Origin of the sequence: Vogesella facilis (genome assembly GCF_042648525.1) — a bacterium.
GTDB classification, from domain to species: domain Bacteria; phylum Pseudomonadota; class Gammaproteobacteria; order Burkholderiales; family Chromobacteriaceae; genus Vogesella; species Vogesella facilis.
In genome coordinates, this window is sequence record NZ_JBHRXN010000002.1 from 50,776 (window position 1) to 68,247 (window position 17,472).

13 protein-coding genes are annotated in these 17,472 nt (G+C 62.5%); all 13 read left to right on the plus strand.

The features are described 5' to 3' along the window. The first annotated feature begins 228 nt into the window (after positions 1-228). The 13 genes from ACFOLG_RS01385 to ACFOLG_RS01445 all read left to right on the plus strand — a co-directional run bounded on the left by ACFOLG_RS01385 (position 229) and on the right by ACFOLG_RS01445 (position 16,765). Positions 229-1,503 (plus strand): quaternary amine ABC transporter ATP-binding protein, encoded by a 1,275-nt coding sequence (locus ACFOLG_RS01385; protein WP_386087623.1) that lies wholly within the window; start codon positions 229-231, stop codon positions 1,501-1,503. After that, the gene (locus ACFOLG_RS01390) at positions 1,500-2,375 is read left to right on the plus strand and encodes an ABC transporter permease (protein WP_386087625.1); all 876 of its coding nucleotides are present in this window, start codon (positions 1,500-1,502) and stop codon (positions 2,373-2,375) included. The genes ACFOLG_RS01385 and ACFOLG_RS01390 overlap by 4 nt, the downstream gene beginning before the upstream one ends. 188 nt (positions 2,376-2,563) lie before the next feature. Beyond that, on the plus strand, positions 2,564-3,442 hold the full coding sequence (locus ACFOLG_RS01395) for a glycine betaine ABC transporter substrate-binding protein (protein WP_386087627.1): 879 nt from the start codon (positions 2,564-2,566) through the stop codon (positions 3,440-3,442). Positions 3,443-3,582: 140 nt separating this feature from the next. Further along, positions 3,583-4,878 carry a serine hydroxymethyltransferase gene (glyA, locus tag ACFOLG_RS01400; protein ID WP_386087629.1) on the plus strand — a complete coding sequence of 432 codons (1,296 nt, stop codon included), beginning with the start codon at positions 3,583-3,585 and terminating at the stop codon, positions 4,876-4,878. A gap of 185 nt (positions 4,879-5,063) precedes the next feature. After that, complete coding sequence (locus ACFOLG_RS01405; RefSeq protein ID WP_386087631.1) at positions 5,064-5,948, plus strand: dihydrodipicolinate synthase family protein; 885 nt, start codon at positions 5,064-5,066, stop codon at positions 5,946-5,948. Between the two features lie 6 nt (positions 5,949-5,954). Further along, positions 5,955-7,286 carry an NAD(P)/FAD-dependent oxidoreductase gene (locus tag ACFOLG_RS01410; protein ID WP_386087633.1) on the plus strand — a complete coding sequence of 444 codons (1,332 nt, stop codon included), beginning with the start codon at positions 5,955-5,957 and terminating at the stop codon, positions 7,284-7,286. A 164-nt stretch (positions 7,287-7,450) separates the two neighbouring features. Continuing rightward, entirely contained in the window at positions 7,451-8,944 is a 1,494-nt protein-coding gene (locus ACFOLG_RS01415) for an aldehyde dehydrogenase (RefSeq protein ID WP_386087635.1), read from the plus strand. 413 nt (positions 8,945-9,357) lie between these two features. Further along, on the plus strand, positions 9,358-10,341 hold the full coding sequence (locus ACFOLG_RS01420; RefSeq protein WP_386087637.1) for a LysR family transcriptional regulator: 984 nt from the start codon (positions 9,358-9,360) through the stop codon (positions 10,339-10,341). A gap of 48 nt (positions 10,342-10,389) precedes the next feature. Beyond that, on the plus strand, positions 10,390-11,319 hold the full coding sequence (locus ACFOLG_RS01425; protein ID WP_386087639.1) for a LysR substrate-binding domain-containing protein: 930 nt from the start codon (positions 10,390-10,392) through the stop codon (positions 11,317-11,319). Positions 11,320-11,548: 229 nt separating this feature from the next. Further along, the gene (locus ACFOLG_RS01430; protein ID WP_386087641.1) at positions 11,549-13,567 is read left to right on the plus strand and encodes a methyl-accepting chemotaxis protein; all 2,019 of its coding nucleotides are present in this window, start codon (positions 11,549-11,551) and stop codon (positions 13,565-13,567) included. Positions 13,568-13,835: 268 nt separating this feature from the next. Beyond that, on the plus strand, positions 13,836-14,078 hold the full coding sequence (locus tag ACFOLG_RS01435; RefSeq protein ID WP_386087643.1) for a CBU_0592 family membrane protein: 243 nt from the start codon (positions 13,836-13,838) through the stop codon (positions 14,076-14,078). 272 nt (positions 14,079-14,350) lie between these two features. Further along, positions 14,351-15,613, plus strand: coding sequence for an aromatic ring-hydroxylating oxygenase subunit alpha (locus ACFOLG_RS01440; protein ID WP_386087645.1), 1,263 nt, complete (start codon positions 14,351-14,353; stop codon positions 15,611-15,613). A gap of 12 nt (positions 15,614-15,625) precedes the next feature. Beyond that, positions 15,626-16,765 carry an FAD-binding oxidoreductase gene (locus ACFOLG_RS01445; RefSeq protein WP_386087647.1) on the plus strand — a complete coding sequence of 380 codons (1,140 nt, stop codon included), beginning with the start codon at positions 15,626-15,628 and terminating at the stop codon, positions 16,763-16,765. The last annotated feature ends 707 nt before the right edge of the window (positions 16,766-17,472 follow it).

A 17,472-nucleotide genomic window follows, 5' to 3' on the forward strand; every position in this document is an offset into this window, starting at 1 on the left:
TTACACGCAGATGACGGCTGTTTCCGGGCACTGTGTAACGAGTCCAATTTGTATGGCTTGTGCTGCTTGCAACGTTTGCTTTCGATTGCTTCACCATTATGCCGGGAAGGTTTTGTGGAATGGCTGGCTTACAGCCCGTCAAACCAAATCGCAGAGCCAGCGCTGCAGGCAGCAGGTGACAGGTATTGAGAGCACCAATTTCTTGAACTTGCAAATTGGGATAAGAGAATGACCCCAAATCTGAAATATGCACTGAACGATGTAAGCAGTTCAGCTGCAATAGAGGAAGCCGTGGTGCCCGTGACGGCATCCGGGGCCGATGTTCTTACGGTCAAAAATCTGTCGAAGATATTCGGGCAAAAACCCGAGCGGGCAGCGGATCTGCTAAAGCAGGGTCTTGGCCGTAATGAAGTTTTCGACAGAACCGGCAATATGGTGGCAGTAAATGACGTGAGTCTCAGCGTCAAGGCCGGTGAAATCTTCGTCATCATGGGGTTGTCCGGTTCGGGCAAATCCACGCTGGTGCGGCTGTTAAACCGCCTGATCGAACCGACTTCCGGCAAGGTAATTCTGGAAGGGCGCGATATCGCCCCGATGTCTACCGCGGAATTGCGTGAAGTCCGCCGCCAGAAAATGGCCATGGTATTCCAGTCGTTTGCGCTGCTGCCAAACCGCACCGTGCTGGACAATATCGCCTATGGCCTGGAAGTTTCCGGCATGAAAAAGGCGGAGCGATACGAGATTGCCAGAGCGGCGCTGACTCGCGTCGGCCTGGGCTCATATGAAAAGCTGTTTCCGAACGAACTGTCTGGCGGCATGCAGCAGCGGGTCGGCCTGGCCCGGGCGCTGGCGGTAAACCCGGCGGTATTGCTGATGGACGAGGCGTTCTCCGCGCTGGATCCGCTGATCCGTTCCGAAATGCAAAACGAGCTGCTGCGCCTGCAACGGGAGGAGCAGCGCACGATTGTCTTTATTTCCCATGATATTGAAGAAGCAATCAAGATTGGTGGCCGTATCGGCATCATGAAGGATGGCTGTCTGATTCAAGTCGGCACGCCGGCCGAGCTGATTCATTCACCGGCCGACGATTATGTGCGTGATTTTTTCCGGCACGTGGATATTTCGCGTTTCCTCAAGGCATCCAGCATGCTGAGCAAGGTGGAAAAAGGCCTGATCAGCTGTGATGTGAATGCCCCGGCGGCAAAATACCTTAACCAGCTGATCGATAGTGGTGCCGAATGTGGTTACGTGTGCGACGAGTATGGCCGCTTTCAAGGCTGTGTCACGCCGGAAACGCTGCACAAATCGGCGGACGGCGCGATTCGCCATGCGTTTATCCCGGGCATCAGCACGGTAACGCTCGATGCAGACCTGCATCAATTGGCGGCCATTTCATTAAGCCAGGAACATGATGTGCCGGTAATCGATGGCGCCGGAAATCTGGCGGGTGTGGTGTCCTGCCGCACGATACTCAAACAGGTAATGGAACGGAGGGGCGTATGAACTCGTCAATTATCGGTAAATCGGTAGAAGAAACCGTCAATTATCTGTTTCTGCATTTCAGAACCGGTTTCGACGCATTCTCTGCCGGGCTCGGCGCCGTGGTCAAGCTTTTGGAAGATGGCCTCGGTATTGTGCCGTTCGCCGCCATGCTGGTTTTTCTGGTCGGCATCGCCATTTGGCGTCGCGGCATTGTGTTTGCCGTGTTTGTCGGGCTGGCGCTGCAGGCAATCCAGTATATGGGCCTGTGGAGCCAGACGATTTCGACCCTGGCGCTGGTGATTGCGGCCACCTTCTTTAGTCTGGCACTGGGTGTGCCGCTGGGTATCTGGGGCGCGCGCAATAACCGGGTGGAAGTAATTCTGCGCTCGCTGCTGGATTTCATGCAGACCATGCCGGCGTTTGTTTACCTGATTCCGGCCGTGATTCTGTTTGGCCTGGGGCGGGTGCCGGCGGTTATTGCCACCATTGTTTTCTCCATGCCGCCGGTAGTGCGTCTGACCACGCTGGGTATTCGCCAGGTGCGTGAAGAATTGCTGGAGGCCGGCCGCTCGTTTGGTAGTACCGATGCGCAGCTGTTGTGGAAGATCCAGCTGCCGAATGCGCTGCCGTCGATTATGGCCGGGGTAAACCAGACCATCATGATGGCGCTGTCCATGGTGGTGGTGGCCTCGATGATTGGTGCCGGCGGCCTGGGCGAATATGTGCTCAGCGGTATTCAGCGTCTCGATATCGGCATCGGTTTTGAAGGCGGGCTGGGCGTAGTGCTGCTGGCTATCGTGCTGGATCGCTTGACCGAGAGTTTTGGCGTCAAGTCGAAAAAATCGAAACCGGCAAACCGTTTCAATAAGGCAGGTACCGGCGGCAAGGCTTAACTGGTTGTTGTGACTGATTACTCCCGGGCAGTGTAGTGATTGCTGGCGATATTGCCGGGGTATTGGGTGGCGATGCAGTTGTTTTCTGGCTGTATCTACCGCAGTAGGTAGTACGGAGTTTGTTTTAAAACGCGGTAAAACATTAAGCCGTGAAATTTTAAAATTCTGTAGTCACAAAGGAGAATCACATGAAGAATAAAGCGCTTCTTGGAAAGAAGCTGGCAATCTCGGTTGCCGTGGCATTCGGTGCCGCTTTTGCTCCCGCAGCGTCCGCCGCCGAGCCGGTGAAGCTGGCGGTAACCAACTGGGCGGATGTGCTGTCGGTGGCCAACGTGGTCAAGTACGTACTGGAAACCAAGCTGAATCAGCCGGTGCAGTTCGTGCAGGCCGCCATCGGGATTCAATATCAAGGCGTAGCCCGTGGTGATCTGGATTTGATGGTCGGTGGCTGGCTGCCGGTTACGCACGGCACCTACTACGAAAAATATAAAAACGATATGGATGATGTAAGCATCATCTATACCGGCGGTAAAAACGGCTGGGTCGTGCCGGATTATGTGCCCAAGTCTCTGGTGTCGTCGATTGCCGACCTGAACAAGCCGGAAGTGAAAAGCAAGCTGAATAGCATTATTCAGGGCATCGAGCCGGGTAGCGGCGTAACCCAGGCATCGCAAAATACCGTCAAGGCTTATAACCTGGCCGGTTATAACCTGCAGACTTCCAGCGAAGCCGGCATGCTGGCCGGTGTGTCGCGCGCCTACCAGTCCAAACAGTGGATCGTGGCCACGGTATGGAGCCCGCACTGGCTGTTCCAGAAATGGAAAATGCGTTATCTGGACGACCCGAAAGGCACCATGGGCGGTGAGGAAAAGATTCACGCCTTTGCGTCCAAACAATTTGCCGGCAAGTTCCCGCGCACCAATGTGTTCATGAAGAAATTCAAGATGACACTGGCCGATGTGGAAGCCATCGAGTTCGAAGGCAATAACACCAACGACTATGCCACCGCGGCGAAGAAGTTTGTTGATACCCATCCGGAAAAACTGAAAGCCTGGCTGCAGCAATAATATCGACCTGGCTCTCCGCGGTTTTTTTGCGGAGAGCCAGATAATCGCATCGCTGCAATGGCATGAGAATCGTTGTATCTGTCCGGTAATTTTTCTGGCTTGTGTGACGTGCTTTGCACAATGGCTTCCGGAGTATCCCTGTGAACGAGAACGCGCGCTTCTTTTCTGAAACACTCATGAGTCGTGACCCGGTGATCGCCTCCGAGATCGCGCTGGAGTTTCGTCGCCAGCACGCGCAGATCGAGTTGGTCGCGTCAGAAAACCTCGTCTCCGCCGCGGTGCTGGAAGCCCAGGGCACGGTGCTGGGCAACAAGTATGCGCAGGGCTATCCCGCCAACCGCCATTACGCCGGCTGTGAGCACGTAGACCGGGTGGAGGCGCTGGCAATCGACCGCTGCCGGGCTCTGTTTGACGCGGACTATGCCAACGTGCAGCCGCATTGCGGCGCACAGGCCAATGCCGCGGTGCTGCGCACGCTGCTCAAGCCCGGCGACAGCATGCTGGCCATGTCGCCAGCGGCTGGCGGCTTGCCGGGCTTTGCCAGCGGGCAGGGGCATTACGGCAGTGCCGGCAAGCTGGTCACCTATGGCGTGGACGCCGACAGTTGCCGTATCGACTACCAGCAGCTGCTGCGCCTGGCGGAGCAGCACCGGCCGCGGCTGATCATCGCCGGCTATGCCGCGTATCCGCGCAGCCTGGATTTTTCGGCCTTCCGCGAAATCGCCGACAGCGTGGGCGCCATGCTGCTGGTGGATATGGCGCACATGGCCGGCATTGTGGCGGCGGGGCGGCATCAGAACCCGCTGCGCTTTGCCGATGTGGTCACCGCCACCACCCATATGACCTTGCGTGGGCCGCGTGGGGGTTTTGTGCTGACCAATCGTGGCGACCTTGCCGAGAAAATCGACGCGGCGGTGTCGCCCGGCCTGCAGGGGGCGCCGTTGATGAATGTGCTGGCCGGCAAGGCGGTGGCGTTTGGCGAGGCGCTGCGCCCCGAGTTTCTCGGTTATATCGATCTGGTGCTGCGCAATGCCCAGGCGCTCGGCAAGGTATTGCAGTCCGGTGGCCTGCGTCTGCTGAGCGGCGGCACCGACAATCACCTGCTGCTGCTGGATGTGCGCAGCAAGAATATTAGCGGCGCGCAGGCGGAAAAGGCGCTGGAGCGGGCCGGTATTACCTGCAACACCATTGCGCTGCCATTCGAGCAGGAAAATCCACTGCCGGCGACCGGTATTCGGCTGGGCACGCCGGCCGGCACCAGTCGCGGATTCGGTACCGCACAGTTTGAAGAAATCGGGGTGATGATACTTGACGTGCTGTCTGCGCTTGGCAATAGCCCGGAGGGCGACGAGCAGGTGGAACGTGCGGTACGGGGCCGGGTAAGAGATTTATGCAGTAGGTTTCCTTTCTATCCGCATGCGGATTTACACATTTAATTTCTGACGCAGCGATTCCCTGCGGCCAACCTGCAGGGACGCTGTGGTCAATTAACAGGCCATGCTGATTTTCAGCATGCCGGGGACGGCTTTTGCTTTTTAAACGCTGCGCTTTGGGAAATGCCGCCTTATGGCGGCAGTAATGACGAAGGCTGCGGCATGTTTTCTCAACAAGGAGAAATGTCATGAGTTTTGAGGGAGTTCATACGCCACTCGTTACCCCGTTCCACGCCGACGGGGAGATTAACCATGATCTGCTGGGCAAGCATGCCGCGGATCTGGCCGGCCGGGTTGCCGGGCTGGGAGTAGGTGGCACCACCGGCGAATACTACGCGCTGAGTTTCGACGAGCGCGTGCAGACGTTCAACACCGTGGCGGCCGCCGCCGGCGACAAGAGCTTTCTGACCGCCGGCATCAACGCCACCACCACGCGCGAAGTCATCCGCCTGGGCCAGGAAGCCAAGCGTGCCGGCCTGAATGCCTTGCTGGTGGCCGCGCCGTACTACGCGCAGCCGACGCAGGAAGAGCTGCTGGCGCACCTGCTGAAAGTGGACGACAGCCTGGACATGCCGATCATGCTGTACAACTTCCCGGCCCGTACCGGTACCGCCATCAGCGACGAGGTGCTGGAAGTGGTGCTGGCGCGCCCGAACTTCATCGCCATGAAGGAAAGCACCGGCGATGTCTCGCACCTGCACCACCTGGCCACGCACTTCCGCGACAAGCTGGTGCTCAGCTGCGGCATGGATGACCAGGCGCTGGAGTTCTTCGCCTGGGGCGCCAAGAGCTGGGTGGGCGGCGCCTCCAACTTCCTGTCGGAAGCGCATACCGAGCTGTTCGATGCCTGCGTCAAGCGCGGCGACTTTGCCACCGGCCGCCAGCTGATGGCGCAGCTGCTGCCGGTGCTGGAGCTGCTGGAGCGCAGCGGCAAGTTCATCCAGTACGTGCGCTACGGCTGCGAACTGGCCGGCAAGCCGGTGGGCGTGGCCCGCGCGCCGCTGGGCACGCTCACCGCGGACGAGTGCCAGGCCTTTGCCAAGCTGGTGACCCCGCTGCTGCGTAGCGAGTGATCTGACATGGACGCGAAACTGGAATTCGTTCGGCTGCCGGCACCGGACGGGGTGAACGGCTGGTGGGAATGCCTGCCGCCTGCTGCCCCGGCCCACAAGGTGACGTCTGACAGCCGGTTTGACTGGGTGGTGGTCGGCGGCGGCATCACCGGCCTGTGTGCGGCGCGGCGCTTGGCCGAGCTGGCACCGGAGGCTTCGATTGCGCTGGTGGAGGCAGATCGGATCGGGCGCACGACGGCCGGGCGGAATTCCGGTTTCTTCGTTGACCTGCCGCACGACATCAGCAGCGAGAGCTACTCGCGCAGTGTGGCGGCGGACAAGGCGGATGTGCGTCTGCAGCGCCATGGCATCGACTATGTGCGCAGCGCGGTGCGGCAGCACAACATCGCCTGCGACTGGCGCGACGACGGCAAGTTTCACGCCGCGGTAAACCAGAAAGGGCAGTCGGCGCTGGCGCATTTTGCCGATGGCCTGGGGCGGATTGACGAGCCGTTCCAGTGGCTGGATCAGCCCGCCATCCAGCAGGTGACCGGGACGGGCTTCTACCAGGGGGCGATCTTCACCCCCGGCTGCAGCACCGCCCAGCCGGCCGCGCTGATGCGTGGTCTGGCGGCCAACCTGCCCGGCAATGTGACGGTGTTCGAGATGAGTGCGCTGCGCGACATCGCGTCGCAGGGCGGCTCGCAGCTGCTGCGCTTCGATGGCGGCCGGATCACCGCCAAGCGGGTGATCCTCTGCACCAATGCCTATGCGGCCAGGTTCGGCCTGCATCCGAATGGCTTGCTGCCGGTGTACACCTTTGCCTCGATGAGCCGGGTGCTGACGGCGGCGGAGAGCCGCGCACTTGGCGGCCAACGTTCGTGGGCGCTGATTCCTGCCGACCCGATGGGTACCACCGTACGGCGGCTGGGCAACGACCGCATCTGCGTGCGCAACCACTTCGCGTTCCGTCCCAATGTCCAGGTATCCGCCGCCGATCTTGCCAAGGCCAGGCGTCTGCACCAGCGCTCGTTCGAGCGGCGCTTTCCGATGCTGCCGGACGTCGCGCTGGAATACACCTGGGGCGGCGCGCTGTGCCTGTCGGCCAACAACGGTGTGCTGTTCGGTAAGAAAAGCGACGGGGTGTTCGAGGCGATCGGCTGTAACGGCCTGGGCCTGAGCCGTGGTTCCGCCTCCGGCAAGCTGATTGCCGAGCATGCGCTGGGTTACGACAACGAGCTGGTCGAGCAGCTGTTGCAGCAGGCGCGCCCGCGCGTGCTGCCGGTACGGCCGATCGTGGACATCGGTGTTTCCGCGGCGATCTGGGCCAAGGAGTTTTCGGCAGGGGCCGAGCTGTAGGGCACCCCGCAAAACGCCCGCTTTCGTCGCGATACTGCGTGCGCACCAAAAATTCCGCCTTGCATATCAAGCATATGCGGCGTCGGAATTTTTCATTCGCGCCTGGTCTCGCTTGGCAAGCCGGGGTTTTCGAGGCCCCTCTTTAATTTTGTGAGGAATAGAACATGACAACTTATCAAGAGTGGAAGCAGCAAGCGGAAGCGCTGGCCATCGACGGCCGTGCCTTCATCGCCGGCCAGCGCTGTGACGCGGCATCGCGCGAGACCTTCAGCACCCTGAACCCGGCCACGGGCAAGCCGCTGGCCGAAGTGGCCCGCTGCGATGCCGCCGATGTCGAGCGCGCGGTTGTGGCCGCCCGCGAGGCTTTCGAGTCCGGCGTGTGGTCGAAGGCCGCGCCGGCACAGCGCAAGGCGGTGCTGACCCGCCTGGCCGAGCTGATCGAGGAGCACGCCGACGAGCTGGCGCTGATCGAGGCGCTGGAAGCCGGCAAGCCGATCGGCGAATGCCTGGCACTGGATATTCCGGAATCCGCCGCCTGCATCCGCTGGCATGCCGAGGTGACCGACAAGCGCTATGACGCACTGTCGCCGTCCGGCGCCAATGTGGTGAGCATGATCACCCGCGAGCCGATCGGCGTGGTGGGCGCGGTGCTGCCGTGGAACTTCCCGGCGCTGATGCTGGCGTGGAAACTCGGCCCGGCGCTGTCGGTGGGCAACAGCGTGGTGGTGAAACCGGCGGCGCAGACCTCGCTGTCCACGCTGCGCATTGCCGACCTGGCGCTGCAGGCCGGCCTGCCGGCCGGCGTGTTCAGCGTGGTGACCGGCTTTGGCCAGAGTGCCGGCCAGGCGCTGGGCATCCACCCGGATGTCGACCTGATCGCCTTCACCGGCTCCACCGAAACCGGCAAGCGCTTCCTGCACTACTCGGCGGATACCAACCTCAAGCGGGTGGTGCTGGAGTGCGGCGGCAAGAATCCGCAGCTGATCTTGCCCGACGTGGCCAACCTGGACGTGGTGGCCGAGCAGGCGGTGGCCGCGGCGTTCTGGAACATGGGCGAGAACTGCAGCGCCGGTTCGCGCATGCTGGTGCCGGCCGGCATGAAAGCGGCGCTGCTGGAGAAGATGCAGCAGGTGCTGGCGGGCTGGAAAACCGGCGACCCGCTGGACCCGGAGGTCAAGCTCGGCGCGCTGATCGAGAAGCGGCACTACGAAAAAGTGCTCGGCCACATCGAAAGCGCCAAGGACGAGGGCGCGCGCCTGGTATGCGGCGGCAAGGCCACGCTGGTGGAGACTGGCGGCTGGTATGTGGAGCCGACCATCTTCGACAACGTGACCCCGGACATGGGCATTGCCCGCGAAGAGATCTTCGGCCCGGTGCTGTGTGTCATTGAATACACTGATGTAGAGGAGGCGATCCGCATCGCCAACGATACCTGCTACGGCCTGGCCGCCTCGCTGTGGACCGACAACGTCAACAACGCGCACAAGGTGGCGGCACGCATCCGCGCCGGTACCGTGACGGTGAACTGCTTCGGCGAAGGCGACCTGTCGACACCGTTCGGCGGCTTCAAGCAGTCCGGTTTCGGCGGTCGTGACAAGTCCATCTATGCGCATGACCAGTACTGCGAACTGAAGACTACCTGGCTGAAGCTGGACTAATCGGTGTCGTACGCCAGCCCGGCCGCGGTGGCCGGGCTGTTTTGATTGCGCCTGCTGGCGGGTGAATGGTATTAGCGCTGCCGGGCGAATGCCGCGGCTGCGAAGCGGATTAATTATTGGCTGTGGTTTTAAAGCGCGTTACGAACCGGAAACTATTTTTGATTTGTTTGCTATGTAATTGATTATAAAGCTATTACCTTTGTTTGCTGTATGTCTGGGTTTGTTGTCATGTAAAGAGTGGCGTGGCAGACTTGCTGCGCTCGCCAGGTAAATGCCTGTGGCCGAATGGCGGTGCGGATAATGATTTCGTCATTGTGTTTCCGCATTGCACGGCATGCTTGCGCAAAAGTCTTTCAAGGTGAGTTGCTGGCGCCCGGCCACGCTCCGATACATACGATTTCAAGGTGGTAGCTATGCAGAAGAAGCAGTTATTTACTGACCGACTTTTGGCGCAGATGCCATCGTTGCGTGCATTGCGATGTTTTGTCACCGCGGCGCGTTATGAGAGTTTCACCCAGGCCGCGGAAGTATTGTGTGTTACCCAGGCGGCCATCAGCCGGCAGATCAAGGAGCTGGAAGATTCGCTGGATGTGGCGCTGTTCGAGCGCACCGGGCGGCATATCGCGCTTACCGAAGCCGGGCGGATTCTTTATAACGCCTCCTATCTGTCGATCATGAATATTGCCGAGGCGGCGGAGTCGGTGCGGCGTTCGGAAAAACATGCATTCACTATTTGTGTGTCGCATGCCTTTTCTTCGCTGTGGTTGTCGTTCCGGCTGCCATCGCTGCGCAAGAAATATCCCGACATGAAACTGCATGTGATCGTGACCGATCATTTCATGGAGCTGGATGAATTACTGGAGCCGGATGTAATCATTACCAAGAACCCGCCGCGGGAAACCGAATATGAAGTGGAGCCCTTGTTTCATGACATTGTTTACCCGGTGTGCAGCCAGGCTTTTTACGACAAGCATTTTCAGAACAAGAAATTGAAACCGCTGGAGTTATTGGCGCGGCCAACCTTGCATTTGTCGTCGCTGGGGCGGGGGCAGGTGTGCGAGCACGTGGATTGGCGGGTGTGGCGCAACTGGTTTCAAAAAGGCGATGAATCGAACCTGCTCAGCGATGTGAATTATCTGGAGAGCAACGATTACTGCCTGCTGGTGCAGCAGGCCGAAGTGGGCGAGGGCACCCTGCTGGGCTGGCATCACCTGGTGCACCGCCAGGTGGAGCAGGGGCGCTTGATCCGGCCGGTGAAGGACGCACTGGTGTTCCACGACCGCCATCACTACCTGATTACCCATAAAAACGCCAAGCTGCGGGTGGAGTATGCCCGCTTCCGCGAATGGCTGGTCGAGGAAGTCGGCACCATGATGAGCGAATGGGCCGACAGCTGATTTGGCGCGGCAGGGCGGCATTGCCAATACGGGAAGGCGCGGGCACAGATGAAGGCAGCAGGCGAGAAGACCCGGGGCTACCGGCGGCTGATTCCGTCGATGACGGCCCTGGTCGAGTTCGAGGCCGTGGCGCGCTTGAGCAGTTTCACGGTGGCGGCGCACGAACTGGGCGTGACCCAGGCCGCGGTAAGCCGCCAGGTAAAGGCGCTGGAGGAGACCCTGGGCGTGCAGCTGTTTCACCGCCTGCACCGCGCCATCAGGCTGACCCGGGAGGGCGAGGCGCTGTACCAGGTGGTGTCCGAATCGATGCAGAAGATCGCCGGGGTATTTGACCGGCTGGCGAAATATCCGCAGCAGCAACAGATAATCATCGCCACCACCGCGGCGTTTTCGCAGTTCCGCTTGCTGCCCCGGCTGGCACAGCTAAGACAGCGTTTGCCGCAGCTGCAATTGCGGCTGACCACCCAGATGTTTACCGCAGACCTGCTGCACAAGGATGTCGACGTCGCCATCCGGTTTGGCAGCGGCAAATGGCAAGCCGGCACGGCGGCCCTGCTGTTCGACGAAGAGGTGTTCCCGGTGTGCGCGCCCGGCTGGCTGCAAGCGCACCCGGTGCCTGCGTCGCTGGCCGAATTGGCCGACATGGCGCTGATCGAATCCGATACCACCTCGGAAGGCTGGATGGGCTGGGAGGAGTGGTTTGCCGCCGTGGGTTACCGGCCGCAATACCTGCATTATGCGTTCCGCTGCAGCCTGTATACCGACGCGGTCCAGGCGGCGCTGGCCGGGCAGGGGCTTATCCTCGGCTGGGGCCGTTTGGTACACGATCTATTGGCCACTGGTGAGCTGGTGCGATTGCCAGTGGCATCTCTTAAAGTCACTGATTCATATTATGTTGTCGTGCCGCAGGGGCGCACGGTTTCTCCCGTGGTGGAGGAATTGATTGCCTGCCTGCGTGAGGACCTGACAAACAACTGAATCACCTGTCGAGAATCCCGGTTTTATAAACCTGCCGCCGCGGTTGTTATGCGCGATGGCGGTTTATCGGCGTGGCATGCCTGCGGCCAACCATGTTGGCCGCAGCACGCCGCCCAGAGTGTCGTGGCGGCCGGGCGGCGTGATGGCCCGGCGCATGGCGCTTTATTTCCAGTGCGGCAGCAGGCAGCACCTGTGGCCGATTTTCTCTCCAGGGTTGAGGTTGCAAATCATGAATGTGTTGTTCGTCCCCGTTACGCTGCTGATGGGCCGCCTCAGGCTGTCCGCCAAGTTCCTGCTCATCGCCAGCGTGCTGATCCTGCCCACCATCTACATGCTGTACATGCTGGACCGCACCTACCGTAGCCAGATCGGCGAGAGCGAGCAGGAGCTGGCCGGCGAGTCGCTGGCGCTGGCCGGCTTCGAACTGCTGGCCGCCAGCCAGCAGCACCGTGACCTCAGCGCGCTGCTGCTGGCCGGCAAGCGCGAGTTGGCCGCACCACGGCAGCAGGCCGCCAGCCGGATGCGCGCCGCGATGCAGCAGATAGATCAGGCGCTGGCCGCTGACCGCCTGGGGGTGAAGCCGGGCTGGCTGGGCGTGCGCGCGGCACTGGACGCGCAGCTGCAGGCCTGGCCGCAGCTCAAGCCGGAGGACAACCTGGCGCGCCATACGGCAGTCATCAAGCAGCAGCTCGACTGGCTGTACAGCGTGGCCAGCCAGTCCGGCATGTCGCTGGACCCGGACAACGACACGCGCAACCTGCAGGACCTGTTTTTCACTATCGTGCTGCCGGCCAGCGAACACGCCGGCAGCGCGCGCGGGCTGGGGGCGCTGATCGCGGCGCGCAATACCATCGAGCAGGCGGAACGCAGCCGGCTGGGGGCGCTGGCCAGCTTTCTGTCGCAGGCCGCCGAGCAGAGCGTGGGCCGGGTGCAGCGCGGCATCGAGCGGGACGATCCGGGCTATGCGGCGCTGGCCAGGCAGAGCCAGCAAGCCGCGGCCCAGCTCGGCAGCGCCGCCAGATTCCTCAACAAGAACTACGTGGAAGCGGTGCTGATCCTGACCGACCCGCTGGACCAGCTCAAGCTGATGGATCGCACGGCGGCCGAACTGCACGCGCTGGGCCGGCTGGTGCTGACCGAATTCCGCCAGCGCACCGAGCTGCGCATCCGGCAGCTGTCGGCCTTGCGGCTCACCGTGGTCGGCACGGCGCTGCTGCTGGTGCTGATCGGCGGCTATCTGTTCGTCGGCGCCACGCTGTCGATCCGCAACGCGGTGGTCAAGTTGAAGAACGATGCGCAGCGCCTGGCCGACGGGGCGCTGTCCACCCGCGTCGAGCTGGGTTCGCGCGACGAGCTGTCGCAGATCGCCAATAGCTTCAATCACATGGCGGCGTCGCTTTCCGGCCTGGTGCAGCAGATCCGGCATACGGTGTCCGATGTGGCGGACACCTCGCTGCAGCTGACCAACAACGCCGGCGAGGTGTCGCTGGCCTCGCGCAAGCAGGCGGAGTCCACCGCCGCGATGGCCGAAGCCGTGCAACAGGTGAGCAGCAGCATCGCGCAGGCCAATGCGCAGGCGCGGCGCAGTGCCGAGCGGGTGCTGGCCACCGCGCGCGAGGCCGGCGCCGGCGAGGAGCGCATGCAGGCGACCTTGCTGGACATCCGGCAGTTGGCCGCGCAGATCGGCCAGTTGAGCGCGGAGGTCGAATCCATGAAGCAGAGTTCGAACCAGATCGGCCGCATCGTGCAGGTCATCAACGATATTGCCGACCAGACCAACCTGCTGGCGCTGAATGCCGCCATCGAGGCCGCGCGGGCGGGGGATGCCGGCCGCGGCTTTGGCGTGGTGGCCGATGAAGTGCGCAAGCTGGCCGAGCGCACCTCGACCGCCACCGAGGAGATCCGCGGCCTGGTGGAGACGATCAGCCAGGACACCGAGCGCACCGCCAAGGGCATGAGCGCGGCGCGGGCCGGCATGGAGCAGAGCTCGGGCAGCGTGCAGACCGCCAGCCAGACGCTGTCGAGCATCCTGTCGCAGAGCCTGGCCAGTCAGGAGGCCGCGCATGAGATCTCGGTGGCGATGCACCAGCAGCACGCGGCCAGCCAGCAGGTGGCGGACAATGTGGAAACCATTGCCCGCATGGCCAAGGAGAACACCTGCCACGCCGATGCCAACAGCAAGTTGGCGCAGTCGCTGCAGCGCCAGGCCGAGGCGCTTTCCGCGCAGATCAGCACCTTCCAGCTGTGAGGCGACGGCCGCGCGGCGCGGTCACCGCCCGCAATCTTGATGGCTGTCAGAGAAAGCCGGCGGGGTGCTCGTTATCATGCGCAGCAGCCTGGCCGGGGCCGGCGGCAATAACGGTCGGCTGCGGCCAACGTTTGCGGCCGCTTGCCGTTTGCTGGCCATGATTTTTGTGTAAAACAGCCGTGCTATTTATGTGAATTGGTTTGTCGCGGCAATGGCCGGCAGCCGGCAGTTAAATAGTCTTGCAACTAATGCATTCAGATTGAAATTCATGGGAATACATGTCTTGGTGGGCTTGCTGGGCACGGCATGCTATGTGATCGCCTATGCCTTGGTGCAGCTGAAAAAACTGCGCATGGATGCCAACAGTTATGCCTACCTGAATATCTCCGGCTGCCTGTGCAGCCTGTATTCGCTGTCCCATGATTTCAATCTGGCGGCGTTCGTGTCGCAGGCGTTCTGGCTGCTGTTCACCCTGGTCGGCATGCGGGCGAACCGCCGCGCGCTGTCCTAAGCCCGCCGCTGCCCGGCCGCCACCGCCCGGCTGCTGAGGCCGTCTGCCCACGCTGTCCCACCATTTTCGCTCTCGCCGCTTGCCCCTTCCATGTTGCCCGCCTATTGCTTGTGGGCAGTCGCTATTTCTTGCCGCGCCAGCCGGCTTTTTCGCATTAATAAATGTAATGTCAAAGTGAAAATATAGCGCGTTGACCGGTTTTTACATTATTCCAATACTGGAGTCGTCAGGTGCTGCCGGTGCAGTATCAACACACACATTGGAGAATGACGATGTCCACAGAAAATTGGAAAACCCACCGCGAATTGCTGCGCAGCCGCCAGGCGGGGCATGGCATGCCGGGAGAGTTATTCGGGCGGCAGGATATTCTGGATACCGATGTTGAAATCTTTTTCCAGCGGCACTGGATTCTGGTTGGTGTCACCGCCGATATTCCCGAGCCGGGCGATATTTCCACCGTCGACATCGGCAAGGCGTCCATCATCATCCTGCGCGATGACGACGAGCAGATTCGCAGCTACCGCAATATCTGCCGCCATCGCGGTGCGCGGCTGAAGCCGGCCGGCAAGTCCACGGTGGGCATGCTGACCTGTTCCTACCACCAGTGGACCTATGCGCTGGACGGCAGCCTGCGCCATGCCAGCCATATGGGGCAGGATTTCGACAGCAAGTGCCGCAACCTGCTGCCGGTACACACCAGGGTCGTCGGCACGCATATCTTCGTGTGCCTGGCCGATGAAGCGCCGACAGACATCGCCCACCTGGAAGAAGTGATGACGCCGCGCTTCGCGCCATACCAGCTGCGGCATAGCAAGATCGCCCACGAGGCCGAGATCATCGAGGATGGCAACTGGAAGCTGGTGATCGAGAACAACCGCGAGTGCTATCACTGCGGCGGCACCCACCCGGAACTGACCGCCTCCTTCCTGCCGGAGGATTTCGGCTTCTGCCCGGACAACCTCAGCGAGGAATCGAAAGCTGCACTGGCGGACTACCACGCCCGCAACGCCAAGTGTCAGCAAAGCTGGCTGGACGATGGCTTTGTCGGCGCCGGCACCAGCGTGGAGTACCTGGACGTGGACGCGGTGACGCAGTTCCGCACCCAGCAGCTGGTGATCGCCGGGCATGGCGAATCGCAGACCCTGAGCACCAGGGTGGCGTGCCGCAAGCTGTTTGGCGATCTGCAGCGCCGCGATCTTGGCGACACCCATCTGTGGACGCACAACTCGTGGACGCACGTGATGAGCGACCACGCGGTGATCAGCTACATCATTCCGCTGGCACCGGACAAGACGCTGGTGCGTACCAAGTGGCTGGTGCACGCCGACGCGGTGGAGGGCGTCGATTACAACCTGCAGGAGCTGACCGAGGTCTGGCTGGCCACCAATGCGCAGGACGCCAGCCTGGTGGCGATCACCCATCGCGGCACGCAGGACCCGGGCTATGTGCCCGGCCCGTTCTCCGCGTTCACCGAAACCTATGTCGACCAGTTCTCGCGCTGGTATGCCGCGCGCCTGAACGCGCACGGTATCTGAGGGGAGGCCGCCATGATTAGCGCGCAACATCTTGCCGTGGCTGCGGCCCCGGCCGTGGCGGACCGCTTCGTCGCCGCCAGTAGCTGGGAACACGCCGGCCGCGAATGGTCGAGCGGCGAGCAGGCCACGCTGACCTGTGTCCGGGTGATCGCCGAAACACACGACGTCACCACCTTCGTCTTCATCCCGCCGGCCGGCGCACCACTCAGCTATGAGCCGGGGCAGTTCCTTACTCTGGCGCTGAACATCAACGGCCAGCCGATCTCGCGCTGCTACACCATTTCCTCGGCGCCGACCCGGCCGTTTACGCTGTCGATTACCGTCAAGCGCGTGCCGGGCGGGGCGGTGTCCAACTGGCTGCACGACACGCTGCAGCCGGGCATGAGCCTGCAGGCGTACGGCCCGGCCGGCATGTTCACCCCCACGCAGCATCCGGCGCGCAAGCTGCTGTACCTGTCGGCCGGCTCCGGCGTCACGCCGCTGATGTCGATGGCGCGCGCCAGCGCCGACCTGGGGCTGGAGCGCGACATCGTGTTTCTGCACAGCGCCCGCAGCCCGGCCGACATTATCTTTCGCGACGAACTGCAAGCGCTGGCGCGCCTGTCCGCCGCCTTCCGCTTCCTGCCGCTGTGCGACAGCGCCGGCGACGAGGCCGGCTGGCACGGCCAGGTTGGCCGCATCAGCCTGGCGCTGCTGCAGCAGGCGGTGCCGGACTTCCGCGAGCGCGAGGTGTTCGTCTGCGGCCCAGCCGGCTACATGCAGGCGGTGCGGGATATGCTGCAGCACGGCGGGCATGACCCGGCGCACTACCACCAGGAAAGCTTCGACTTTGCCAGCGTGACGGCTGCGTGCGCTGCCGCACCGGCTGCCACCGGCACGGCGCCGGCGCAGCGCTACTCCGTGCAGCTGCTGCGCTCGGGCAAGACCTTCAGCATGGATGGCGCGCAAACGGTGCTGCTGGCGGCGAAAAAGGCCGGGGTGGTGGTGCCGTCGTCCTGCAATAGCGGCATGTGCGGCACCTGCAAGACCCGGCTGCTGGCCGGCACGGTGGCGATGCAGCATAACGGCGGCATCCGGCCGCGCGAGATCGACAACGGCCTGCGCCTGCTGTGCTGCAGCCGGCCGACTTCCGATCTGGTGCTGGATTTGTAGGCCGTAGCAGTAGCGGGGCGCAGCAAGGCAGGCGGGCGATGGCCCGCCTTTTGCATTGGGCGCCAGTTGCGCCAAGGCTGTGGCGGCGTGGTTGGCGCCGCGGCAAGCAAGTGCGTGCCCTGCGAGGCCTCCGGCGATCCGCCGGCTGCGTCTGCTTGCCCAAGGGCCGGCGACCACCCTGCGGCCAACCTTGTGCCGCTGTGGCTGGCTGCGCGGGCTTCGGCGACAGGGGGCGGCTAGTCGCCGGGCGTGTGGCCGGCTGGCGGGCAAGGCGGCGTGCTGGCGCTGGGGCCGGGATGCGCCGATCGCCACCGCGGCGGCGATCATGCCTACCCGCTTGCCGGCGGTGACGGTCATGCCTGCGCTGGCGACTGAGCGCGGCCGGGCGGCGCCAGCGCGGCAAGCGAAACGCCCCGCCAGCTCTGCGGATGGGCAGGGCTAGCGGGGCGCGAAGGGAAGGTTGGCCGCAAGGCCGTCATCCCGTAGCAGTGTCTGCCGTACCGGCCGCCGTGATGCCGCGGCCGGTACGGCAGCGTCAGGCCGCTACTTTCTTGGTGCTGGTGGCTACCGCCTTCGGGTCCAGCAGTTGCAGCAGCGCATTCTTCGACAGCGGCGGCAGCTGCGCCACCGCAAAGCGATACGGCGCTGCCACCTTGCGCAGCAACAGCCACAGGTAGTCGGCAAAGCTGCGGCGGATGATCAGGAAC

Bases quoted from the DNA above. Each gene is read 5' to 3' on its own strand.
- ACFOLG_RS01385 (WP_386087623.1), top strand. From the start codon at position 229: ATGACCCCAAATCTGAAATATGCACTGAACGATGTAAGCAGTTCAGCT.
- ACFOLG_RS01390 (WP_386087625.1), top strand. From the start codon at position 1,500: ATGAACTCGTCAATTATCGGTAAATCGGTAGAAGAAACCGTCAATTAT.
- ACFOLG_RS01395 (WP_386087627.1), top strand. From the start codon at position 2,564: ATGAAGAATAAAGCGCTTCTTGGAAAGAAGCTGGCAATCTCGGTTGCC.
- ACFOLG_RS01405 (WP_386087631.1), top strand. From the start codon at position 5,064: ATGAGTTTTGAGGGAGTTCATACGCCACTCGTTACCCCGTTCCACGCC.
- ACFOLG_RS01410 (WP_386087633.1), top strand. From the start codon at position 5,955: ATGGACGCGAAACTGGAATTCGTTCGGCTGCCGGCACCGGACGGGGTG.
- ACFOLG_RS01415 (WP_386087635.1), top strand. From the start codon at position 7,451: ATGACAACTTATCAAGAGTGGAAGCAGCAAGCGGAAGCGCTGGCCATC.
- ACFOLG_RS01420 (WP_386087637.1), top strand. From the start codon at position 9,358: ATGCAGAAGAAGCAGTTATTTACTGACCGACTTTTGGCGCAGATGCCA.
- ACFOLG_RS01425 (WP_386087639.1), top strand. From the start codon at position 10,390: ATGAAGGCAGCAGGCGAGAAGACCCGGGGCTACCGGCGGCTGATTCCG.
- ACFOLG_RS01430 (WP_386087641.1), top strand. From the start codon at position 11,549: ATGAATGTGTTGTTCGTCCCCGTTACGCTGCTGATGGGCCGCCTCAGG.
- ACFOLG_RS01435 (WP_386087643.1), top strand. From the start codon at position 13,836: ATGGGAATACATGTCTTGGTGGGCTTGCTGGGCACGGCATGCTATGTG.
- ACFOLG_RS01440 (WP_386087645.1), top strand. From the start codon at position 14,351: ATGTCCACAGAAAATTGGAAAACCCACCGCGAATTGCTGCGCAGCCGC.
- ACFOLG_RS01445 (WP_386087647.1), top strand. From the start codon at position 15,626: ATGATTAGCGCGCAACATCTTGCCGTGGCTGCGGCCCCGGCCGTGGCG.